The sequence below is a fragment of the Parazoarcus sp. PS-13 R2A genome, from assembly GCF_057621855.1.
Window position 1 is genome coordinate 40,661 of the sequence record NZ_JBYEXN010000011.1, and the last position, 22,001, is coordinate 62,661.

18 protein-coding genes are annotated in these 22,001 nt (G+C 61.9%); 14 read left to right on the forward strand and 4 right to left on the reverse strand.

The features are described 5' to 3' along the window. The first annotated feature begins 25 nt into the window (after positions 1–25). On the forward strand, positions 26–925 hold the full coding sequence (cyoE, locus tag AC22G6_RS11795) for a heme o synthase (protein ID WP_487366927.1): 900 nt from the start codon (positions 26–28) through the stop codon (positions 923–925). 10 nt (positions 926–935) lie between these two features. Beyond that, positions 936–1,517: an SCO family protein gene (locus tag AC22G6_RS11800; RefSeq protein WP_487366928.1), complete on the forward strand. Its 582-nt coding sequence runs from the start codon at positions 936–938 to the stop codon at positions 1,515–1,517. A 58-nt stretch (positions 1,518–1,575) separates the two neighbouring features. Here AC22G6_RS11800 and rpoH read toward each other — a convergent pair whose 3' ends face one another. Next, positions 1,576–2,430, reverse strand: coding sequence for an RNA polymerase sigma factor RpoH (gene rpoH, locus AC22G6_RS11805; RefSeq protein ID WP_487366929.1), 855 nt, complete (start codon positions 2,428–2,430; stop codon positions 1,576–1,578). Positions 2,431–2,532: 102 nt separating this feature from the next. Beyond that, entirely contained in the window at positions 2,533–3,588 is a 1,056-nt protein-coding gene (locus AC22G6_RS11810; protein WP_487366930.1) for a tetratricopeptide repeat protein, read from the reverse strand. A gap of 500 nt (positions 3,589–4,088) precedes the next feature. Here AC22G6_RS11810 and AC22G6_RS11815 point away from each other — a divergent pair, with 500 nt between their 5' ends. The 6 genes from AC22G6_RS11815 to AC22G6_RS11840 all read left to right on the forward strand — a co-directional run bounded on the left by AC22G6_RS11815 (position 4,089) and on the right by AC22G6_RS11840 (position 11,765). After that, the gene (locus AC22G6_RS11815) at positions 4,089–5,753 is read left to right on the forward strand and encodes an autotransporter family protein (RefSeq protein WP_487366931.1); all 1,665 of its coding nucleotides are present in this window, start codon (positions 4,089–4,091) and stop codon (positions 5,751–5,753) included. Between the two features lie 168 nt (positions 5,754–5,921). Continuing rightward, on the forward strand, positions 5,922–6,461 hold the full coding sequence (locus AC22G6_RS11820; protein WP_487366932.1) for a gluconate 2-dehydrogenase subunit 3 family protein: 540 nt from the start codon (positions 5,922–5,924) through the stop codon (positions 6,459–6,461). Then, positions 6,442–8,097 (forward strand): GMC family oxidoreductase, encoded by a 1,656-nt coding sequence (locus tag AC22G6_RS11825; RefSeq protein ID WP_487366933.1) that lies wholly within the window; start codon positions 6,442–6,444, stop codon positions 8,095–8,097. Before AC22G6_RS11820 ends, AC22G6_RS11825 begins: the two co-directional genes overlap by 20 nt. 86 nt (positions 8,098–8,183) lie before the next feature. After that, positions 8,184–9,311 carry a hypothetical protein gene (locus AC22G6_RS11830; RefSeq protein ID WP_487366934.1) on the forward strand — a complete coding sequence of 376 codons (1,128 nt, stop codon included), beginning with the start codon at positions 8,184–8,186 and terminating at the stop codon, positions 9,309–9,311. A gap of 6 nt (positions 9,312–9,317) precedes the next feature. Further along, complete coding sequence (locus AC22G6_RS11835; protein ID WP_487366935.1) at positions 9,318–10,160, forward strand: alpha/beta hydrolase; 843 nt, start codon at positions 9,318–9,320, stop codon at positions 10,158–10,160. A gap of 126 nt (positions 10,161–10,286) precedes the next feature. Then, a complete protein-coding gene (locus tag AC22G6_RS11840; RefSeq protein ID WP_487366936.1) occupies positions 10,287–11,765 on the forward strand; it encodes a cobyric acid synthase in 1,479 nt (492 codons plus the stop codon). A gap of 15 nt (positions 11,766–11,780) precedes the next feature. Here AC22G6_RS11840 and AC22G6_RS11845 read toward each other — a convergent pair whose 3' ends face one another. Further along, on the reverse strand, positions 11,781–12,563 hold the full coding sequence (locus tag AC22G6_RS11845; protein ID WP_487366937.1) for an enoyl-CoA hydratase/isomerase family protein: 783 nt from the start codon (positions 12,561–12,563) through the stop codon (positions 11,781–11,783). Between the two features lie 257 nt (positions 12,564–12,820). On the opposite strand from AC22G6_RS11845, the gene AC22G6_RS11850 reads away from it, so the two are divergent. The 4 genes from AC22G6_RS11850 (at position 12,821) to paeA (ending at position 17,735) form a co-directional block, all read left to right on the forward strand. After that, a complete protein-coding gene (locus AC22G6_RS11850) occupies positions 12,821–13,141 on the forward strand; it encodes a DUF485 domain-containing protein (protein ID WP_487366938.1) in 321 nt (106 codons plus the stop codon). Beyond that, positions 13,141–14,817, forward strand: coding sequence for a cation acetate symporter (locus AC22G6_RS11855; protein WP_487366939.1), 1,677 nt, complete (start codon positions 13,141–13,143; stop codon positions 14,815–14,817). The genes AC22G6_RS11850 and AC22G6_RS11855 overlap by 1 nt, the downstream gene beginning before the upstream one ends. Positions 14,818–14,960: 143 nt before the next feature. Next, on the forward strand, positions 14,961–16,382 hold the full coding sequence (fumC, locus tag AC22G6_RS11860; RefSeq protein ID WP_487366940.1) for a class II fumarate hydratase: 1,422 nt from the start codon (positions 14,961–14,963) through the stop codon (positions 16,380–16,382). A gap of 63 nt (positions 16,383–16,445) precedes the next feature. Next, positions 16,446–17,735 (forward strand): polyamine export protein PaeA, encoded by a 1,290-nt coding sequence (gene paeA / locus AC22G6_RS11865; RefSeq protein WP_487366941.1) that lies wholly within the window; start codon positions 16,446–16,448, stop codon positions 17,733–17,735. A gap of 29 nt (positions 17,736–17,764) precedes the next feature. On the opposite strand, the gene AC22G6_RS11870 is transcribed toward paeA, so the two are convergent. After that, on the reverse strand, positions 17,765–18,436 hold the full coding sequence (locus AC22G6_RS11870; protein ID WP_487366942.1) for a GntR family transcriptional regulator: 672 nt from the start codon (positions 18,434–18,436) through the stop codon (positions 17,765–17,767). Between the two features lie 309 nt (positions 18,437–18,745). On the opposite strand from AC22G6_RS11870, the gene scpA reads away from it, so the two are divergent. Both scpA and meaB read left to right on the forward strand, forming a co-directional pair. Next, positions 18,746–20,911, forward strand: a complete 2,166-nt coding sequence (scpA, locus tag AC22G6_RS11875; protein ID WP_487366943.1) for a methylmalonyl-CoA mutase — start codon at positions 18,746–18,748, stop codon at positions 20,909–20,911. Positions 20,912–20,990: 79 nt separating this feature from the next. Continuing rightward, positions 20,991–22,001: a methylmalonyl Co-A mutase-associated GTPase MeaB gene (gene meaB / locus AC22G6_RS11880; protein WP_487366944.1), complete on the forward strand. Its 1,011-nt coding sequence runs from the start codon at positions 20,991–20,993 to the stop codon at positions 21,999–22,001.

Sequence of the window (22,001 nt, forward strand, 5' to 3'; positions counted from 1 at the left end):
TGAAACCAAATAAAGGAGTGCGTTCATGAAAACCCTCATCCTGGGGCATGCACTCGGCAGTGGCCGGCTTCGTGCCTTCTACGTGCTGACCAAGCCACGCGTCAATGCGCTGATCGTCTTCTGTGCCGTGATCGGCATGTTTCTCGCCGTTCCGGACGGTTTGCCATCCGCCGCAACGGTGTTCGCCGCAACCATCGGGATTGCATGTGTTGCGGGCGCCGCGGCCGCGATGAACTGTCTGATCGAGCAGGGGATCGATGCGCGAATGGCACGCACGCGGGCGCGCCCACTGCCGCGTGGCGAGCTGGCACCGCGCGAGGTCGCCGGCTTTGCGGCGGTGCTCGGAGGCAGCGGGCTGTTCGTGCTGCATCAGGCGGTGAATCCGCTCACCATGTGGCTCACTCTCGCCACGTTTGTCGGCTACGCCGTGGTCTACACCGTGTTTCTGAAGCCCAGAACCCCGCAGAACATCGTGATCGGCGGGGCCTCGGGTGCGATGCCGCCGGTACTTGGCTGGGCCGCTGTCACCGGCGACGTGAGTGGCGACGCGCTCCTGCTCTTTCTGATCATCTTCGCGTGGACGCCGCCGCATTTCTGGGCGCTGGCGCTCTATCGCACGGCCGACTATGCGCGTGCCGGCCTGCCGATGCTGCCGGTCACCCACGGGTCGGAGTACACCCGGCTGTCGGTGCTGCTGTACACGCTGATCCTGTTCGGCGTCACCTTGCTGCCTTTTGCCACGCAGATGAGCGGGCTGATCTATCTGGCCTCGGCCGTTGCGCTCGGCGCCCGTTTCATCCATTACGCATGGCACCTGTATCGCGATTACAGTGACGCATTGGCACGCAGGACTTTCCGCTTCTCCATCCTGTATCTATCATTGCTCTTCGCCGCGTTGCTTGCGGACCACTATCTTCGCTTCTGACCCCTTCCTGATGCTTCGTTCCCTGATTGTGGCAGCCACCGTGCTGCTGGTCGGCGCATGCGCCGAGCCCCCGCCTTCGTTTCACGCTACCGACATTACCGGTGCCGATTACGGCAAGACACTTGCGCTCGACGACCACAACGGCACGCCTCGAACGCTGGCCGATTTCAGCGGCAAGGTGGTGACGATCTTCTTTGGCTACACGCAGTGTCCGGACGTGTGCCCGACCAATCTGTCGACCATGAGCGAGGTGATGCGCAAGCTTGGCCCGGAGGCGGACAAGGTGCAGGTGCTGTTTGTCACCGTCGACCCCGAACGCGACACGGCAGAGCTGCTGGCGCAGTATGTGCCGGTGTTCGACACGCGCTTCCTGGGGCTGGTGGGTGATCTCGATGCCACGGCGGCGGTGGCGAAGGATTTTCGCGTGTTCTATCGCAAGAGTGGCGATACCGAGGGCGGCAACTACACGGTCGACCATTCGGCCGGGACCTATGTCTTCGACCCGTCAGGCAAGTTGCGGCTGTATGTGAAGCACGGCGAGACTGCAGACAACATCAGCGAAGACATCCGCAAGCTGCTCGCCGGACGCTGAAACGCAAACGGCAGCGTTGCCGCTGCCGTTTGTCGGGGGTGTTGCCGAGAGACCTTGCTCAGACCGTTTCGGCGAGCAGTCCGCGCATCTTCTGCATGGCCTTGGCTTCGATCTGGCGGATTCGTTCGGCAGACACGCCGTATTCTGCCGCGAGTTCGTGCAGGGTCGCGCTGTCGCCTTCGGTCAGCCAGCGACGCTGGACGATGGCGCGGCTGCGATCATCGAGCGAATCCAGTGCATCGCGCAGGCCTTCGTCCTGGAGACGGGCACTTTCGGCCTGTTCAAGGGCTTCGGACGGCTCGGCGTGCGGGTCGGGCAGATAGGCAATCGGCGCGAAACGCTCGTCATCGTCGTCGTTGCTGCCATCGAGCGGTACTTCACGTCCGCCAAGACGGGTTTCCATTTCCACCACTTCTTCGGGCTTGACGCCAAGGTGGGTGGCGATCGTCTGCACCTCGCCCGGGTTCAGCGTGCTGGTGTCCTTCTTCAGGCTGCGCAGGTTGAAGAACAGCTTGCGCTGCGCCTTGGTGGTGGCGATCTTGACCAGACGCCAGTTCTTCACGATGTACTCGTGAATCTCGGCCTTGATCCAGTGAATCGCGAACGACACCAGACGCACGCCGCGTGCAGGGTCGAAGCGCTTGACGGCCTTCATCAGACCGATGTTGCCTTCCTGGATGAGGTCGGCATGCGGCAGGCCATAGCCCAGATAGCCGCGAGCGATGGAAACAACCACGCGCAGGTGTGACATGACGAGCTCACGGGCTGCTTCGACATCACCCTCGTCGCGCAACCGGGTCGCCAGGCTCACCTCTTCCTGCTCGGTGAGCATCGGAAGGCGATTCACCGACTGGATGTACTGGTCGATGCTGCCTGTGGCTGACGGTACGGGAAACGACAAAGCTTGTGACATTGATTCAGGTCCTCCTCAAGCTGCATGTTAGCACTCGATGCGTCTGAGTGCTAACGGGCGGAAGAGTTCCCCCAGGAGTCCCTTCATGGAGTGCTGGGGGCGTCAGTGGCCGTGGGGCTTCAGGTCCTGATGCTTGTGCGGGGTCTTGTGATTGGCATCGAACCATTCCTGAGCCAGTCGGTGAGCGCGTTCAGTGTCAGCGTCCGGCATCTGGAGGCCGGCTGCGGCCCGGAGGTAGTGGGCGTCTTCATGTCCGCCAGAGGCGGCCAGGTCCAGCCATTTGTAGGCTTCAGTCAGGTTCTTCGCAACGCCATCGCCTTCCAGGTACATCTGCCCCAGCCGGAACTGCGCGTTTCTGTCCCAGTTCTTCGCAGCGCGTTCAAACCACTTGAGCGCCTCGGCAGGGTTCCTCTGTTCGCCCATCCCGGCATACAGCAGAAATCCTGCGCCGTACTGAGACTCGACGCTTCCCTTGTCTGCTGCGCGAAGAAACCACGACTTGGCCTGAGCGAGATCGCGCGGGGTACCCTGACCTTCCATGTACATGCGTGCAACAGTGTGCTGAGCCTGCGGGAGCCCCTGTTCGGCGGCCTTGAGGAACCACTTGAAGGCTTTGCCCTTGGCGTCCTGCTGGCCTGCATGAAACAAGCCCAGATTGTATTGGGCCATGACGTAACCCTGATCCGCTGCCTTGGTCAGCCATGCGACCGCAGCCGACGGATCGTGTTTCATTCCCTGGCCATTGAGAAGCAGCATGCCGGCGCTGAACTGTGAGGGGGGGTGCCCCTTTGCCGCTGCAAGCTCAAAAGCCTTGAACGCGCGCTGGTGATCCATCTTCAACTCATTGCCCGAGCCGTTGAAATAAATCATGCCCAACGCGTATGAGGCCTCCGTGTGCCCATTGGCGCTCGCTTTTTCTAGCCATTTCACGCCATTCCTGATATCGGCCTTGCCTGCCCGTCCTGAAAGAAGCAATGCGCCCAGATTGAACTGAGCGTCGGCATTTCCGGCGGTCGCTGCGGTTTGCCACTCCTTCTGTGCTGTTGCGAAGTCGCCCTTGCTTGCGGCGTCCGACCCAGCCTTGAAGTCGGCGACCGCCGAGGTGCTCATTCCGCTCGCAAGCAGAAGGCAAAGCAGGAAATGGCTGAACTTTTTCATGGTGACACTCGAATTCAATGGTGGAAATGCTGCTGATTCAGGTTTGAGTGGATCAGGCTGGCGCGATAACTCGCTGGCGTTTCAGGTCCTGGCAATCGCCTGGGGGCGCTGAATATTCGGGCTGATTCAGTCAGGTGCGAAAGAATGCCTGATATCGACCGACTTTGCAGTACTCGCATACGGCGCGAAATAAACCGTGAAGCGGCATTTGATAGATCTGGGTTGATCTGTGATTCCTGGATCGATTCGGCACAAACTGCGCTCGTAAATAAGAATTCTGAAATATAAGTGCTTCTATATATTTGACGGTTTGTAGCGTTTTGGAGATTAAGCGCGGCAGATATCGGATAAGTGCCTGAATTGTCTTGACGCGTGCTTTATGTCTAAAGACAATGAAAACTCAGGGGTTTTGTAACAAACAATAACCGAGGTTCAATGTGATCCGATATTTTCAGATTCTTAGAGCGTGGTGGGGCGGAGCGCTGCTCTTCGTTGCGGCCATGCTGCTGCCCTTGACCGCGAGTGCAGGTCACCTGTTTACACAGGCAAGTTCAAACACCCCCGTCGCGCTGAACAGCGGGCAGGGTATCCAGATTACGCAGCTCACGTATGAGAGTAACTGCGGTGGCTCGTGTAATGGCGACGTCAGTGTCAATTTCAGTGGAGGCGCGACCGCGACCGCGTGGTCTGCCGGTGATGCAATCCAGCTTACCATCGGGTCATGGACTCAGACCTTCACGTACGACGGCATGGTTGCCGCCGGGGGATCGCAGGACGGTTCCTATTTCGAGATCAACAGTACCAGCCTGGCTGCTGCGGGCATTTCGCCGACCGGACAGGCGACGTGGACAGTTATCGCCACCGCCGGTCAGTTTACGTTCGAAGGTTATCGCATCTATACGGCAGGTGGCACGGCAGGGGACACCTACAACGGCACGGGCGCAGGTCCCATCAACCAGACGCAGGTAGTGAGTGCATCGCAACTGGGCGGGAGCGGCGGTTTCGTGCCGGTGGCCGAGCAGGGCGAGAAGGATGTCGCACGGGTGCTTGATGCCCTCAATGGAACATCGACAGGGCAGATGGGGGCCGTCATTGCGGCGATCTCGTCGATGACGCCCGATAGCCAGCGTCTGGCGATGAAGCTGATCTCTCCAGAAAGCAGTGTGGTGCTGGGCGGGGCAGCATTGAGCACTTCGTCGTCCGCGCTCGACACGGTTCAGGTGCGGCTTGATGCGCTACGCACCGGTGTCGGCGTTCAGTCCGGTTTCAGGACGGCGCACAATGCCCATGCGGGCGATCATCAGGAAGGCATGTCCTCCGGTGACGAAGCACTCAATCGCAGCTTCTGGCTGAAGGCGTTCGGCAGCAAGTCCAAGGTGGGTGCCAAGAGTGGCTTTGCCGGTTCGGAGAGCGATGTTTACGGCATGATGGCCGGGTTCGATACGCAGGTGAGCAACGGCTGGCTGCTGGGTGGCGCGTTCTCGTACGCCAAGACCGATGTCGACATGAACGATTTCCGCAGTGGTGATGCCGCGGACATTTCGTCCTATCAGCTGACGGGTTATTTTGGACGTTCGTTTGAACGCTGGTATATCGATGGTATGGTCGCGTATGCCTATCAGGATTACTCGACCAAGCGGAATACGCACCTGACCGGCGTTGCCAAGGGCGATTTCGACGGCCAGCTGTACGGTATGCGTGTGATCGCGGGCATGCCCTTTGCACTGAGCGACAAGCTTCGACTCACGCCGCTGCTCGGTTTCGAAACCTTTCGCGTAGAGCAGGGTGGCTATACCGAATCTGGCGCAGGCGTCCTTTCGCTGGCAGTGAAAAGCGATGATGTGAGTCGTTTGCGTTCGCTGCTGGGGGTCGAGCTGAGCTCCAGCATGAAGCTCGCGGACAGCAGTGTGCTGAGTCCGGCAGTCAAGCTGCTGTGGCGCCACGAGTTCGAGAACGACGGCGCGACGGCCAACAGCGCATTTGTTGGCGGTGGTGGCCAGTTCGAGACGACGGGCCAGAAGGCCATCCGCGACGTCTATGCATTGTCCGGTCGCGTGAACTGGGAAATGAGTGATCGTTTCGAGTTGGCGCTTGAGCTCGGTGCGGAAGCAGGCGAGAAATATCAAAGTCTTAATGGTCAGGTGTTTGGTCGCTGGCGCTTCTGAGCTTGGTTTGCGTAAAAGGGGGCGCCTCAGGGCGCCCCCTTTTTTTGCGATCTCGGATCGCGCTGTCGGCTGCTAAGGCTTACGTTATAGTCCGACGGGGCGTCGGGCGGGTGGGCGTTGGCCCTGAATCCGGGAGCCCATCACGGTCCTTGGTACGAGTTGAATGTGATGAATGAGCACAACAGCAGGCGCCGGTTCCTCAGGCATGGGGCGCGGGCTGCGGTATTTTTCGGGGCGCTGACGCGCATGGTGCCTTTGCGTGCTGCCGGGGGGGCGGCTCAAAGGCGGGGAAAACTGCTTGCTGCCTTTGTTGATACCCTGATTCCACCGGACTTGACGCCTTCAGCCTCACAGTTGAAGCTCGATCGGCGCCTTGTCGCGCATGCGGCCAGGATTGTGAACTATCCACAGTTGCTGGAGCTCGGCGCACAGTGGCTCGATGCCCAGGCGTCCGCGCAATACGGACTGGCGTTTGAAGCCTTGCGGCCGGAGCAGCGCGATCGTATCGTGGCGCAGGCTGAGGCAAGCCCCAGGAACGGCATTCCGAAGATGTTTTTCGACCGAGTGCTGGCAGATCTGATGAGCTTCTATTACGCAGAGCCGGCAAGTTGGGTTGGAATGGGGTTTGAATCGCCGCCTCAGCCCAGGGGATATCCCGATTACACGCTCGCGCCGGCAAGGAGGACGAATGGCCAAGCGGGCGTATGACGCTGTGATCGTCGGCTCGGGTGCGGGCGGCGGTGCAGCGGCATGGGCACTGACCCGCAAGGGCTTGAGGGTGCTGATCCTTGAGGCTGGGCCGCGTTATGACCCTTTCAAGGATTACAAGGCGAGCACACGGGACTGGGAGGAGGGCTTCCCGGTCAAGGCGGGCAGCCAGGGCCGGTATACCTACGGTGAAATGCAGGCCTTGTCCGGGCAGTGGTCTCAGCTCCGGTCATGGAACCATGTATCCGGTCTGCTCAATCCGGGTGACAGGCGCGCTTCCTTCGGCTATCACCACGTGAGGGCCGTGGGGGGGAGCTCACTGCACTTTACCGGTGAGGCGCACCGCCTGAATCAGCAGTCCATGCGCTTGCACAGTCGCTTCGGGGTCGGCGCCGACTGGCCTCTGTCCTATCAGGACCTTGAACCGCACTACCTGGAGGCCGAGCGGTTTGTCGGGGTTGCTGGCCCAGCGGCAGATCCCCATCGGCCTCGCTCGGCCCCGCTCCCCTACGAAGCACACCCATTTGCCTACAGTACCCGCTTCATGCAGAAAGGTTTTGCGGCCAGGGGTATGCAGTTGGTGGCGAACTCGCTCGCCGTGCTCCCGGAGGCACGCGAAAATCGCCCTGCCTGCAATTATTGTGGTTGCTGCCTCAAGGGTTGCCCGAGAACGGACAAAGGTACGATCGACGTGACGTACCTGAGGGCGGCCGAGGCCAGCGGCTTGTGCGATATCCGCACGGATACCACGGTCGTGCGGATCGAGACCGGTGCGGAAGGGAAGGTCGTGGGAGTTCATTACCTTGATCGCAATGGCGCCGGGTTCATTGAAACGCCGAAACTCGTGCTCGCCGCCGGTGCCATCGAAACCCCGCGGCTGTTGCTTGCCTCAAAAGACATGCGCTCGCCCAAGGGGCTCGCCAACGAGTCCGGACAGGTCGGACGAAATTTCATGGAGACACTGCTCTGGACCAGCAATGCGCTGTGTCCGGAGAACCTTGGCAGCCATCGCGGTTTGCCAGTGGATAGCATCTGCTGGACTTACAATGCTCCGGATTCGATTCCGGGTGTCGTTGGCGGATGTCGCTTCTCGCCCTCGGTTGCCGAGTCGGACCTCCTGGGGCCGATAAACTATGCGAAAAGAGTCGTGAAGGGTTGGGGGCGTGCGCACAAGCAGGCCATGAGGGCGTCATTTGGGAGAGTGCTTTCCTTGTCCGGTATCTGCGAGAGTCTCCCTCACCCAGAGTCATATGTCGCACTCGACCCGTCGGTGAAGGATTCAACCGGCGTGGCCGTGGCACGCATTCACAGTCATGTCGACGACATGGCGATCAAGCGTATCGCCTTCATGGCCAAGACCTGCAGGGAGATTCTCAAGGCGTCCGGAGCCGGGCCGATATTCGAGGAGTTCAGCTCCTACGATATTTTCAGTTCGACGCATGTATTCGGTACTTGCCGCATGGGAACTGATCCGCGCAACTCGGTTGTCGATGCATGGTGCCGCAGCCATCGCTGGAACAATCTCTACATCGTCGACGCCAGCGTGTTTCCGAGCACGGGAGGCGGAGAGTCTCCCGGATTGACGATCCAGGCGCTGGCGCTGCGTGCGATGGGCGCCATGGCTCCGGCCACCTGAACGACGGGGCAGAATGGGGTTGCCGGATCCCTCGGAACTGGAAAATCGAATCTTGAGCCTGGGGTGTCCGGGCGTTGGAAGAACGTATGAAGAAAATCCCCAGGCGCAAGGCCGAAAAACGCACTGCAGCCTCGTTCCGGAATGGTTACATCATTTCGCCGGCTTTTGATTTCTGGGTGACTGGCGGTGTTTCCATTGTGGTCGTCAGCGTCATGCTGGTTTACCTGTGGTGGGCAGGGAGCATATCGTCGTCCTTGCCCGCGGCGAGCGTTGGCGGACTGATGGGCAGCGCAATCATTTTTCAGGTCTTGATCAACTGGCCTCATTTCATTGGTGCGTACAGTCTGCTGTACCGGCCGCGCACGAACCTCAAGAAGTACCCGCTCGCAACGATATATGTACCGCTTGCGCTGATCCTGATCGTTGCAGCAGCGGTCTTCCTGGGAACGCCCGGTCCGAACGGCGGAATCGCCGTGCATCAAGACTTGGTCTATGTACTCTGGCTCGGTGCGGCCTTCTACCTGGCGTGGCATTACACCGGCCAGGCGTGGGGCATGGTGGCGTGTTTCTCGAAGCTGACCGGCCTGGAGCTGTCCCCAGGAGAGCGTCGGCTACTTCGGGTGGGCTTGCGTACCTTGCTGGTGTGGCATGTTGTGTGGGGGGCTCAGGATCTTCCTGCTCATTGGCTGGGCGCGCTGCATTCAATGATTCCAGCCGCACTTCGGTTCATGAATCTTGTCTGTTGCTGCGCCTTCCTGGTCGGTGTGGTGATCTGGTTCAGGATTGGCGCACGCACTGGGCGGGCACCTGACCGCAGGATTCTGGCTTCCTGGCTGGCAATCTACATGTGGTACCTGCTGCTGTTCTTCGAACCGGCGGCGTATCTGATAGTGCAATTCTCACACTCCCTCCAGTACCTGGTGTTTCCGTTGAGGATGGAGTTGAACCGGGCGGGCTTGTTCGCAGGGGCGTCAAACCGCACGCGTCTCCTGTTCTGGAGTGGGCGTTATTACATAGTGCTCGTCCTGATCGGGCTGTTCGTCTTCCATCTGCCGGAGTATTTTTCCGACCTGTCGGGCGCATATACGTTTGCGCTTGCGGTGGCGAGTGCAGTCAGCATTCACCATTACTTTGTGGACAGCTGCATCTGGCGGGTTCGTGACCCGAGTGTCCGCAAAGGCCTTTTTGCGCATCTCGCACCGGGGAATGCCTGAGTGGGGATGGGTGGCCTTCGAGCCTGCTGGATCGTCGTCAGCGCGTTAATGCTGGCGGCGTGTGCGGCGGGTGCGCTTGATCCGGAAGAACGACTTCGGCGGGCGGAGGAGATTGCCGCAGGCAGCCATTTGACCCGCGGGACCTTCGAGACCGGCACGTTTCTGCTGACAGGCTTCGTGAAACCGGGGAAGGGAGATGTCCTGAGTGTCTACATCGAGGGAGACGGTTTTGCCTGGGTTACCCGGCACCGTCCTTCAAGAGACCCTACGCCGGTTGATCCGGTCGCGCTGCGTCTGGCTGTCGCCGACGGCGGCAATGTGGCCTACATCGCACGCCCGTGCCAGTACAGCCGAGTCGTTTCCCCGGGGTGTGATGCCCGCTACTGGACCTCGGAGCGTTTCGCTCCAGCGGTGATTGATGCCTTGAATGTGGCCCTGAATCAGGTAAAGCTTCAGTCGGGCGCGAACGCACTGGTGCTCGTGGGCTATTCGGGGGGCGGGGCCGTTGCAGCGCTGCTTGCTGCGCAGCGATCGGATGTCGTGCATCTGATCACGGTGGCGGGAAATCTCGATCACGCTGTCTGGAGCCGTTTGCACGGTCTTTCACCGCTTGAGGGGTCGCTGAATCCGCCTGATTTTTGGCCAGGGCTGGAGGGCATCCCGCAGACTCATTTCGTTGGGGCACTGGATCAGACCGTACCGATCACGGTCTATCGTGCGTATCGGTCCCGCTTTCGTGAGGAGGCAGATATCCAGGTGCGGATCGTGGATGCTGCGGATCATCGGTGCTGCTGGGCTCGGGAGTGGCCTCATCTGCTCGAAGCAATGGCGAGCCGTAGCGTCTGGTAACGGTCATTCATCAAACTTTGTGGGGCGTCTTTGCGTGGAAATAGGATTGCTGGAACTGGGGGCACGCGTTGTCCCGTTGACTGACTCTGGCGCGGTGATGGCGCGGGCTCCGGATGGGTGGCACGCATGAGCCTGACCAAGGTCTTCACGCTGATGGTGCAGGGCACCACCTCCGATGCGGGCAAGAGCACGCTGGTTGCCGGTCTGGCGCGTGCGCTGGTACGCCGCGGATTGCGGGTGGCACCGTTCAAGCCACAGAACATGGCGCTCAATTCGGCGGTCACGGCCGACGGCGGCGAGATCGGCCGGGCGCAGGCGCTGCAGGCGGTGGCGGCGCGGGTGGCGCCGCATACCGACTTCAATCCGGTCCTGCTCAAGCCCTCTTCCGACATCGGTGCGCAGGTGATCATCCATGGGCGGCCGGCGGCGAACCTTTCGGCGCGGGACTATCACAACTACAAGCCCACTGCGATGGCTGCGGTGATGCAGTCGTGGAAGCGTCTGACCGATGCCTACGAATGCGTTCTCGTCGAAGGTGCCGGCAGCCCGGCGGAAATCAATCTGCGCGACCGTGACATCGCCAACATGGGTTTTGCGGAAGCGGCCGATGTGCCGGTCATCCTGGTAGCCGACATCGATCGTGGCGGGGTGTTCGCACATCTGGTGGGAACGCTCGACCTGCTGTCGCCCTCGGAGCAGGCGCGGGTGAAGGGTTTCGTGATCAACCGCTTCCGCGGCGATATCTGCCTGCTGCAGTCGGGGCTCGACTGGCTCGAAGCCCGCACCGGCCGTCCGGTGTTCGGCGTGCTGCCCTATCTGCACGGACTGTTTCTGGACGCCGAGGATGCGCTTGCGGATGCGACCGCGGATGGCGGCGGCGAGGTGCCGGTGCTGCGCGTGGTGGCACCGGTGTATCCGCGCATCTCGAATCACACCGATCTCGATGCGCTGCGTCTCCATCCGCAGGTCGATTTTCGCTGGGTCGGGCCGGGGCAGGAGATGCCGCCCGCCGACCTGATCGTGATGCCCGGTTCCAAGAGCGTGCAGTCGGACCTCGCATGGCTGCGCGAACAGGGCTGGGAGCAGGCGATCCTGAAGCACCTGCGCTACGGCGGCAAGGTGGTGGGAATCTGCGGCGGCTTCCAGATGCTCGGACGCTCGCTCGGCGATCCCCATGGCGTGGAGGGGCGGGCAGACACCGTGTCCGGCCTCGGTGTGCTCGACATGGAGACCGTGCTCGAGCGCGAGAAGCAGCTTGAGAACGTCCGCGGGACGCTCTGTCTCGGGGGCGATCCTGTCGTCAGCGGCTACGAGATTCACATGGGGGTATCCAGCGGCCCCGCCCTGCAGCGTCCGGCGCTGATGCTGGCCGGCGACCGTCCCGACGGCGCCCTGTCGGCCGACGGACAGGTGATGGGAAGCTACGTGCACGGGCTGTTCGATTCGCCCGCCGCCCTTGATGCGCTGCTGCGCTGGGCGGGCGCGGAAGGGGCGCTGGAGCGCGTCGACCTCGCCGCGCGCCGCGAAGCGGATCTCGACCGGCTCGCCGACTCGATCGAGTCGGCCATCGATATCGATGCCCTGATGCGTGCTGCTGCCAGCTGAGGCCCCCGCAGGCGCTCAGTGCCCCTTGAACACCGGCTTGCGTTTGCTGAGGAAGGCGTCGATGCCCTCGCGGTAGTCGTCGGTGGCGAGGAAGTCGAATGCACTGCGTCGTTCGTCCTCGTTCAGCGGCGCGCCCGTCATCAGGCGGCGCACCCATTGCTTGTGCCAGCGCGCAACCAATGGTGCGCCGGCGGCAATGCGTCCGGCGGCGCCGAGCGCTTCGTCGATGACGCGCTCGTCGTCGACAACCCGCGTCAGCAGTCCTTTTGCGAGGGCTTCCTGCGCATCCAGAATGCGGCCTTCGAGCAGGATCTCAAGCACGACGGCGGGGCCGACCAGCGCCAGCAGGCCGGCCATTTCGCCCGGATACATCGAGAAGCCGAGCTTGTTGATCGGCGCGCCGAAGCGGGCGGACGCACCCGCAATCCGGATGTCGCAGCAGCCTGCGATCTCCAGTCCGCCCCCGACACAGGCGCCCTGAATCGCGGCGACCGTGGGTACCGGGCAGTTGCGGATCGCGTCCAGCGCCGCGGCCACGAGTTCCTCGTGGTAGTGCAGGGCGTCATCCACGGTGGCGCGGACGGTCAGGAATTCCTCGATGTCGCCACCCGCGGCGAAAGCCTTGTCGCCTGCCCCGCGCAGGATGACGCAGCGTACCTCTGCATCGCGTCCGCAGTGTTCCATTGCCGCGCGCAGATCCCGCCACATCGCAGCGTTGACCGCGTTCAGCCGGTCCTGATTGGAGAGTGAAACGGTGGCGATGCCGTCGGCGCGATCGACAATGATCTGACTATCCATCTTGTATTGACTCCGGTCGAAGGTGGGCGCGAAAGGGGCTGAAAATGCACCGTAAAGCGGGTCGTGCCTGAATGTGGAAAACCACGATTGTCCCACGAGTAAAAAAATTATTTATTTTTCCATACGGAATAGTATGGACTCTTGTGAATGATATATCATCCTCCCGTTTGGCATGCGCCGCGGAAGACGGCACAGCCACATGGAGGAGGGTGGAGGAAGCGACGATTTTTTCGTTGTTTTCTTGGAGGGGAGTAGACGTGTCGATATCAATGTATGCGCACATCAGGCGCAATCCGCGATTCGCGGAACTGGTGGCCAAGCGTACGCGGTTTGCTACAAGGCTTGCCGCAGTGGTGCTGGTGATTTTCTATGGTTTCGTGCTGACGGTGGCCTTCGCACCCGACGTGATCGCAATGCGCCTCTTCGAGGGCAGCAACCTCACGCTCGGTATCGCGCTCGGCCTGTTCCAGTTCGTGCTGTTCTGGGTGCTGACGCTGGTGTATGTGCGTCGTGCCAACGGCGAATTCGACGACATCAACAACGAAATCGTCCGTGCGGCGTGGAAGGAAGAAAAATAATGTGCGCCTCCATCGTTTCCCGTCTGGGTGTTGCTTCCGGCGCACTCGCCTGCTCGGCTGCAGCGCTGGCAGGGCCTGCTGTTGAAGCCACAGTCCAGCAACCGCTCAATCTGCACGCGATCGGCATGTTCTTTGTGTTCGTGCTGATGACGCTCGCCATCACCTACTGGGCTGCAAGCCGCACCAAGACGACCGCCGACTTCTACACCGCTGGCGGCGGCATCACCGGCTTCCAGAACGGTCTGGCGATCGCGGGCGACTACATGTCCGCGGCCACGCTGCTCGGCCTGACCGCGATGATGTACATGCAGGGCGTCGACGCCTACATCTACATGATCGCCTTCTTCGTGGGCTGGCCGATCATCCTGTTCCTGATGGCGGAACGCCTGCGCAACCTGGGCAAGTTCACCTTCGCCGACATCACCTCCTATCGCCTCAACCAGGGCAAGGTGCGGACCATGGCGGCGGTCAGTTCGCTCACCGTGGTGTGCTTCTATCTGGTGGCGCAGATGGTGGGTGCCGGTCAGCTGATCAAGCTGCTGTTCGGGCTGGAGTACAACGTTGCGCTGTTCGTGGTCGGTGCGCTGATGATGGTGTACGTCACCTTCGGCGGCATGGTTGCCACCACCTGGGTGCAGATCATCAAGGCCTGCCTGCTGCTGATCGGCGGCACCACGGTGATGCTGCTCGCTTTCAGCCAGTTCGGCTTCAGCTTTGACGAGCTCACCACGCGTGCGATGGAAGTGCATCGTCTGGGCGCCAAGCTGCTGGCCCCGGGCAGCCTGCTGGCCGATCCGGTCACTGCGATCTCGCTCGGCATCGGCCTGATGTTCGGCACTGCCGGCCTGCCGCACATCCTGATGCGCTTCTTTACCGTGACCGATGCCAAGGAAGCGCGCAAGTCGGTGCTGTACGCATCCGGGATCGTGGCCTACTTCTTCAACGTCATCGCACTGATGGGCCTGGCAGCCATCCTGATCGTCGGTCAGAGCCCGGAGTACTTCGAGGGCGGCGAGATTGGCGGCAAGATCATCGGTGGCAACAACATGGTCGCGATGCACCTTGCGCAGGCCGTGGGTGGCAACCTGCTGCTCGGCTTCCTGTCGGCAGTGGCCTTCGCCACCATTCTGGCCGTGGTTTCAGGGCTTGCGCTGGCCGGTGCCTCGGCGATCTCGCACGACATCTACTCGCGCGTGATCATGAAGGGCAAGGCGTCCGAGTCCACCGAACTGCGCGTGTCGAAGTTCGCCACCATCGGTCTGGGCGTGGTTGCCGTGCTGCTCGGCATGGTGTTCGAGAAGATGAACGTGGCCTTCATGGTCGCGCTTGCCTTCGGAGTGGCGGCGTCGGCCAACTTCCCGGTGCTGATCATGTCCATGTACTGGAAGGGCCTGACCACGCGCGGCGCCCTCGCGGGCGGCTACCTCGGCCTGTTCAGCGCGGTGGCCTTTGTCGTGCTGTCGAAGTCGGTGTGGGTGGATGTGCTGGGCTATGCCTCGCCGATCTTCCCCTACACCCAGCCCGCACTGTTCTCGATGCCGCTGGCCTTCCTTGCCACGATCATCGTTTCGCTGCTCGACAACAGTGGCGAAGCGCAGAACGAACGTGAAGCCTTCGGCGACCAGTACGTGCGCGCGCAAACCGGCGTGGGTGCGGCGACTGCAGCTGCGCACTGATTCACTGGTGATCTTTCGGGGCATGCCCCGAAACCGGACTCAACCCCGCATGGTGCTGGTCGCCCTGCGGGGTTTTTTGCTTCTTCCGGATCAAATCCGCTCAGCGACGATCAAAGATTCACGAAGCCAATCCGGAGAACATCATGGACACCGTGCGTATCGAGACCGATTCAATGGGCGAGATCGACGTTCAGCGCGACCGCTACTGGGGGGCTCAGACTGAGCGCTCTCTGCACCACTTTGCCATCGGCGTCGAGCGCTTTCGCTGGCAAAGACCGATGATCCGGGCGCTGGGCCTGCTCAAGCGGGCTGCCGCAGAGGCGAATGTGGCGCTCGGCGAGCTGCCGCCTGACATCGGTGCGCTGATCGTGCGCGCGGCCGACGAGGTGATCGAGGGCAAGCTCGACGCCCACTTCCCGCTGGTGGTGTTTCAGACCGGTTCCGGTACGCAATCCAACATGAACGCCAACGAGGTGATCGCCAACCGGGCCATCGAGATGGCTGGCGGTACGCTGGGCAGCAAGCATCCGGTGCACCCGAACGATCATGTGAATCGCGGGCAGTCATCGAACGACACCTTTCCCACAGCGATGCATCTCGCCGTCGTCGCCGAGCTGGATCAGCGGCTGTTCCCGGCGGTCACCCGTCTGCGCGATACGCTGGCGGCGCGGGCCGCGGCTTTCCGCGATGTGGTCAAGACCGGCCGCACGCATTTGCAGGACGCCACTCCGGTGACCCTGGGGCAGGAGATCGGGGCCTGGGTCAGCCAGATCGACTTCGGGATCGCGGGTGTTCGTGCGGCACTTCCCGGTCTGTATTCGCTCGCCATCGGCGGCACGGCGGTGGGAACCGGGCTCAATGCGCATCCGCGCTTCGGTGCGAGCACGGCCGCCCGGCTCGCCGAGCTGACGGCTCATCCGTTCGTGAGTGGGGCTGACCTGTTCTTTGCGCTGGCGGCGCACGACGCGCTGGTTCAGACCTCGGCAGCCCTGCGCACGCTGGCGGGCGGGCTGATGAAGATGGCAAACGATGTGCGCTGGCTCGCCAGCGGCCCGCGCTGCGGCATTGGCGAACTGCGCATCCCGGAGAATGAGCCGGGCTCCTCGATCATGCCGGGCAAGGTGAACCCGACGCAGTGCGAAGCGCTCACCATGGTGTGCGCGCAGGTCTTCGGCAACGATGCCACCGTGGCTTTTGCAGGCACCCAGGGCAACTTCCAGCTCAACGTCTACAAGCCGGTGATGGCACACAATGTACTCGAGAGCATTGCCTTGCTGGCCGATGCCTGCGATGCCTTCGAGCGCCACTGCGCACGTGGTATCGAACCCGATCTCGAGCACATCAGAAAGCATCTCGACGCCAACCTGATGCTGGTGACTGCACTCAATCGCCATATTGGTTACGACAACGCCGCGGTGATCGCCAAGCACGCCCATCGCGAGGGCCTGAGCCTGCGTGAGGCGGCGATTGCGAGCGGGAAAGTGAGCGCAGAGGATTACGATCGCTGGGTGGTGCCGGCGGACATGACGCATGCTTCCGCGGAGGACGAGGTCACGCCGCGGTGATAGACTCGACCGCAGGTGCTCCGGCTGGTGCAGATGGCGCCAGCTGTCGGGCCTGGAGTCATCGTGAGCCTGCTGAACAATATATTCGTCATTTTCCTGCTGATTGCGATCAGCGCATTTTTCTCCATTTCCGAAATTTCACTGGCTGCCGCGCGCAAGATCAAGCTGCGCCTGATGGCTGACGGCGGCGACCCCAATGCGCAGCGCGTGCTGCTGCTGCAAAGCAGTCCCGGCAACTTCTTTACCGTGGTTCAGATCGGCCTCAATGCGGTCGCCATTCTTGGCGGCATCGTCGGCGAGAAGGCCTTGTCGCCGCATCTGGAGGCGATGCTGCGTCCCGCATACGACGGGCCGATGCTCGGCTCCATCAGTTTTGCCCTGTCCTTTGCCTTCGTGACTTCGTGTTTCGTGCTGTTTGCCGATCTGATGCCCAAGCGTCTGGCCATGGTCGAGCCCGAACGCATCGCGTTGATCATCGTGCGGCCGATGCTGCTGTGCATGAGGGTGTTCGCCCCGCTGGTGTGGATATTCAACGGACTTGCCAACCGCCTGTTTCGATTCTTCGGCGTGTCCGGCGAACGGATCGAGAGCATTACCGCCGCCGATATCGTGGCCATGGCCGATGCCGGTGCGCAGGCTGGCGGCGTGCTGCGTCAGGAGCAGCACCTGATCAGGAACGTGTTCGAACTGGATTCCCGCTTTGTGCCGTCGGCGATGACCGCGCGCGAGAGCATTGTCTTTCTGAGCCTGGGCGAGACCGAAGACAGTATCCGGCGCAAGATCGCCGAGCATCCGCACGGCAAGTTTCCTGTGTGCGAGAACTCGATCGACAGCGTGATCGGCTATGTCGACTCCAAGGACATCCTGCCCCGCATTCTGCAGGGGCTGGAACTGTCACTGCGCACGCAGCCTATCGTGCGCAAGGTGCTGGTGCTGCCCGATACGCTGACCCTGTTCGAGGCGCTGGAGCAGTTTCGCGCGGCCAAGGAGGATTTCGCGCTGATCGTCAATGAATACGCGCTGGTCGTCGGCCTGCTTTCCTTGCAGGACGTTATGAACACGGTGATGGGCGATCTCGGCAGTCCGTTTCAGGAAGAGCTCATCGTGCGTCGTGACGATCAGTCCTGGCTCATCGACGGCGTGACGCCGATTGAGGACGTGATGCAGGCGCTGCAGATTCCTGTGTTCGAGGGCTTCGAGAACTACGAGACGATCGCGGGCTTTCTGATGTACCGGCTGCGCAAGGTGCCCAAGCGCACCGATCATGTGATCTACGCCGGGTACAAGTTCGAAGTGGTCGACATCGACAATTACCGCATCGATCAGGTGCTGGTGACCAAGGACGCTGGCTGAAGGACGGCGTTGCGGCGCCGGTGACGGGGTCAGGCGACGCGGTTGCGCGCCTCGGCGATGCGGGCGAGGGCCTCGCGGCCGCCGCGGATGTGTTCACGCATGAGTTGGTCTGCGGCATCGGAGTCGCGCGCCAGCAGGGCGTCGAGCAGGGCGCGGTGCTCGGCCAGTGACTGCTCGAGGCGGCCTTCGGAGAACAGCGAGTGGTGGCGCGACAGCTTGATGACCTTGCGCAGGTCTTCGATCACGTGCAGCAGCCAGCGGTTGTCCGCAATACGCTGCAGTTCGTGGTGGAAGGCCTGGTTGGCCTCGAAAAAGGCGTCGATGTCCTGCGCGCTGGCGGCTTTCTCGAGATCGGCGTGAATGGCTTTCAGGGTGCCGAGTTCGGCCTCGGTGGCGCGACCCGCCGAGCTTCGTGCGCACTCACCTTCGAGCATGGCCATGACCTTGAACACTTCATCCAGGTCGCGCTCGGAGATCTCGGTCACATAACAGCCTCGGCGCGGCTTGAGCGTTACCAGCCCCTCGGATGCCAGCACCTTGAGCGCTTCGCGCAGCGGCGTGCGGGAAATGCCGTAATCCTCGGCCAGCGCCTGCTCGTCCACCCAGGTACCCGGCTTGAGTTCGTGCGCAAAGATGCGCTGGCGCAGGCGTTCTGCGACTTCCTGGTACAGCGCAAGCGGGGCGATGCGGGTTTCGGTCATGGCGAGAGTGGATCTCCGAAGGGTCGCAGATCATAGCTTATTCAAGGAGATGTCCTCGACCCATTGCATTCATAATTATGGATAAAGTATTATTCGTGCTGTTGAACAAGTCAACTTCCTTGGCGCGGCGTAGCATGGGAGGCTTCGGGTGAAAACCCGAAGAACATGAGAGGGACTACGCCGCGTAGCGAAGCGTCGGCGACCGCCCGCGAATGATTGCGGGCGGTCTCGTCGTCGTGTGGAAGTCGCGGCAAATCCGCCAAGCAACGCAACGCCGCCATTGCGGCCAATGTGTCAGAGAGGTTTTTCATGTCGAATGCAAAAGAGCCCACTTATTCCCAGCCTGGTCTGGATGCCTGGAACAAGGCCGCTTCCAAGCATGCCCCTGAAGGCGATGTGACCAAGCTGAACTGGACGACGCCGGAAGGGCTCACGGTAAAGCCGCTCTACACTGCCGCTGACGTTGCCGATCTGCCGCATGCCAACACCCTGCCGGGTTTCGAGCCCTACCTGCGCGGGCCGCAGCCCACCATGTATGCAGTCAAGCCGTGGACGATCCGCCAGTACGCAGGCTTCTCCACGGCCGAAGCGTCCAACGCCTTCTACCGCAAGGCGCTTGCTGCCGGTGGTCAGGGCGTGTCGGTGGCCTTCGACCTCGCTACCCACCGCGGCTACGATTCCGACAATCCGCGTGTGCTCGGTGACGTCGGCAAGGCCGGCGTGGCAATCGACTCGGTCGAAGACATGAAGATCCTGTTCGACAGCATTCCGCTGGACAAGGTCTCGGTGTCGATGACCATGAACGGTGCGGTGCTGCCGATTCTTGCCGGCTACATCGTCGCTGCCGAAGAGCAGGGCGTGTCGCAGGAAAAGCTGTCGGGGACCATCCAGAACGACATCCTCAAGGAGTTCATGGTCCGCAACACCTATATCTACCCGCCGACGCCGTCGATGAAGATCATCGCCGACATCTTTGGCTACACTGCGCAGCACATGCCGAAGTTCAACTCGATCTCGATTTCGGGTTACCACATTCAGGAAGCCGGCGCGAACCAGGCCATCGAGCTCGCCTTCACCCTGGCCGACGGCCTGGAGTATGTGCGTACCGGTATCGCAAGCGGCATGGATGTGGACAAGTTCGCCGGCCGCCTCTCCTTCTTCTGGGCGGTGGGCATGAACTTCTACCTCGAGATCGCCAAGATGCGTGCGGCGCGTCTGCTGTGGTGGCGGATCATGAAGCAGTTCGATCCCAAGAGCCCGAAGTCGATGATGCTGCGTACGCACAGCCAGACCTCCGGCTGGTCGCTGACCGAGCAGGATCCGTACAACAACGTGGTGCGCACCACCATTGAGGCCATGGCGGCCGTGTTCGGCGGCACCCAGTCGCTGCACACCAACGCGCTCGACGAAGCGATCGCGCTGCCCACCGAGTTCTCGGCCCGCGTCGCACGCAACACCCAGATCATCATCCAGGAAGAGACCCACATCTGTAACGTGGTCGACCCCTGGGCGGGTTCCTACATGATGGAAAAGCTCACCCAGGACATGGCCGACAAGGCCTGGGAACTGATCGAAGAGATCGAGTCCATGGGCGGCATGACCAAGGCGGTCGAGTCAGGCTGGGCGAAGATGAAGGTCGAGGAGTGCGCAGCCGACAAGCAGGCCCGCATCGACTCGGGCAAGGACGTGATTGTCGGCGTCAACAAGTACAAGCTCGACAAGGAAGACCCGATCGACATTCTCGACATCGACAACCACGCGGTGCGTGAGTCGCAGGTGGCGCGTCTGGCGAAGATCCGCGCAAGTCGCGACAGCGCTGCGGTGCAGGCCGCACTCGATGCGCTGACCCGCTGTGCCGAGACGAGCGAAGGCAATCTGCTCGATCTCGCGGTCAAGGCCGTGCGTCTGCGCGCAACCGTGGGCGAGATCTCTGACGCGCTGGAGAAGGTTTTCGGCCGTTACCGTGCCAACCCGCAAGCCGTGTCCGGCGTGTATGGAGCCGTGGTGGAAAACGACAGCGACTGGAAAGAACTCAAGGCCGACATCGAAGCCTTCGTGGCCGAAGAGGGTCGCCGTCCGCGCATCATGATCGCCAAGCTCGGTCAGGACGGTCACGACCGCGGCGCCAAGGTGGTGGCATCCGCCTTTGCCGACCTCGGCTTCGATATCGACGTCGGTCCGCTGTTCCAGACCCCGGAAGAGGTCGCGCGTCACGCGGTGGAGAACGACGTACATGCGGTCGGCTGCTCCAGCCTCGCGGCAGGACACAAGACGCTGGTGCCTGCTGTCATCAACGGCCTCAAGGCGCAGGGTGCGGACGACATCGTGGTCTTCGTCGGCGGCGTGATTCCGGCGCAGGACTATGACACGCTGTACGCAGCCGGTGCCAAGGGCATCTTCGGGCCGGGCACGCCGATCCAGAAGTCTGCGCGCGAAGTGCTCAAGCAGATTCGCGCCGCACGGGCCAAGGCCTGATTGCGGCAGGTGCGGCGGGCGGCAGTATCGCCGTTTCGCCGCGCCTGAGTTCGTTACCTTCGTCTTTGCCCCGAGACCGATGAACGCTTCCGATTCCGTGTCCCCTCCGCTGCCGGCAATCGACGCCGCCGACCAGGCACTGGTCGACGGCGTGCTTGCGCGCAAACTGCGCCCGCTTGCCAAGACCATTACCCTGATCGAATCGCAGCGCGAGGATCACAAGGCCCGCGCGCGCGCCGTACTCGAGGCCCTGCTGCCGCATACCGGCAAGTCAATCCGGGTGGGTATCTCAGGTGTGCCGGGCGTGGGGAAGTCGACCTTCATCGAAGGCCTTGGGCTGTACCTGATCGAGCAGGGTTTTCGGGTGGCGGTGCTGGCGGTCGATCCGTCCTCGTCGGTCAGCGGCGGCTCGATTCTCGGTGACAAGACCCGCATGGAGCACCTGAGTCAGAATCCTGGCGCCTATATCCGCCCCAGTCCCTCGGCCTGCAGCCTCGGTGGCGTGGCGGAGAAAACGCGGGAGACCATGCTGGTCTGCGAGGCGTCAGGCTTCGATGTGATCATTGTCGAGACGGTTGGCGTGGGGCAGTCGGAAACCGCGGTCGCCGGCATGACCGACATCTTCTGCCTGCTGCAGCTGCCCAATGCCGGTGACGACCTGCAGGCGATCAAGAAAGGCATCATGGAAATCGCCGATCTGATCGTCATCAACAAGGCCGACATCGACCCTTCCGCCGCGATGCGGGCGAAGTCGCAGATCAAGACCGCGCTGCACATGTTGCGCCCGATGAGTCAGAACTGGATCGTGCCGGTCATCACCCTGTCAGCGCTCAGGAATGAAGGGGTTGCCGAGTTCTGGGAGCAGGTGACGCGTTACCGCGACACCCTGGCCAGAACCGGTGAGTTCGATGCCAAGCGTCGTCACCAGGCCCTGGCCTGGATGTGGGACATGATCGACAACGGCCTGCGCAGCCGCTTCCGCAGCCACCCGCAGGTGAGGCGGGATCTGCCGGATCTGGCGAGCGCGGTCGAGCAGGGGACGACGACGCCGTCGGCTGCGGCGCTGACGCTTCTGAGCTACCTGAATTGA

Bases quoted from the DNA above. Each gene is read 5' to 3' on its own strand.
- cyoE (WP_487366927.1), top strand. From the start codon at position 26: ATGAAAACCCTCATCCTGGGGCATGCACTCGGCAGTGGCCGGCTTCGT.
- AC22G6_RS11800 (WP_487366928.1), top strand. From the start codon at position 936: ATGCTTCGTTCCCTGATTGTGGCAGCCACCGTGCTGCTGGTCGGCGCA.
- rpoH (WP_487366929.1), bottom strand. From the start codon at position 2,430: ATGTCACAAGCTTTGTCGTTTCCCGTACCGTCAGCCACAGGCAGCATC.
- AC22G6_RS11810 (WP_487366930.1), bottom strand. From the start codon at position 3,588: ATGAAAAAGTTCAGCCATTTCCTGCTTTGCCTTCTGCTTGCGAGCGGA.
- AC22G6_RS11815 (WP_487366931.1), top strand. From the start codon at position 4,089: ATGCTGCTGCCCTTGACCGCGAGTGCAGGTCACCTGTTTACACAGGCA.
- AC22G6_RS11820 (WP_487366932.1), top strand. From the start codon at position 5,922: ATGAATGAGCACAACAGCAGGCGCCGGTTCCTCAGGCATGGGGCGCGG.
- AC22G6_RS11825 (WP_487366933.1), top strand. From the start codon at position 6,442: ATGGCCAAGCGGGCGTATGACGCTGTGATCGTCGGCTCGGGTGCGGGC.
- AC22G6_RS11830 (WP_487366934.1), top strand. From the start codon at position 8,184: ATGAAGAAAATCCCCAGGCGCAAGGCCGAAAAACGCACTGCAGCCTCG.
- AC22G6_RS11835 (WP_487366935.1), top strand. From the start codon at position 9,318: ATGGGTGGCCTTCGAGCCTGCTGGATCGTCGTCAGCGCGTTAATGCTG.
- AC22G6_RS11840 (WP_487366936.1), top strand. From the start codon at position 10,287: ATGAGCCTGACCAAGGTCTTCACGCTGATGGTGCAGGGCACCACCTCC.
- AC22G6_RS11845 (WP_487366937.1), bottom strand. From the start codon at position 12,563: ATGGATAGTCAGATCATTGTCGATCGCGCCGACGGCATCGCCACCGTT.
- AC22G6_RS11855 (WP_487366939.1), top strand. From the start codon at position 13,141: ATGTGCGCCTCCATCGTTTCCCGTCTGGGTGTTGCTTCCGGCGCACTC.
- fumC (WP_487366940.1), top strand. From the start codon at position 14,961: ATGGACACCGTGCGTATCGAGACCGATTCAATGGGCGAGATCGACGTT.
- AC22G6_RS11870 (WP_487366942.1), bottom strand. From the start codon at position 18,436: ATGACCGAAACCCGCATCGCCCCGCTTGCGCTGTACCAGGAAGTCGCA.
- scpA (WP_487366943.1), top strand. From the start codon at position 18,746: ATGTCGAATGCAAAAGAGCCCACTTATTCCCAGCCTGGTCTGGATGCC.
- meaB (WP_487366944.1), top strand. From the start codon at position 20,991: ATGAACGCTTCCGATTCCGTGTCCCCTCCGCTGCCGGCAATCGACGCC.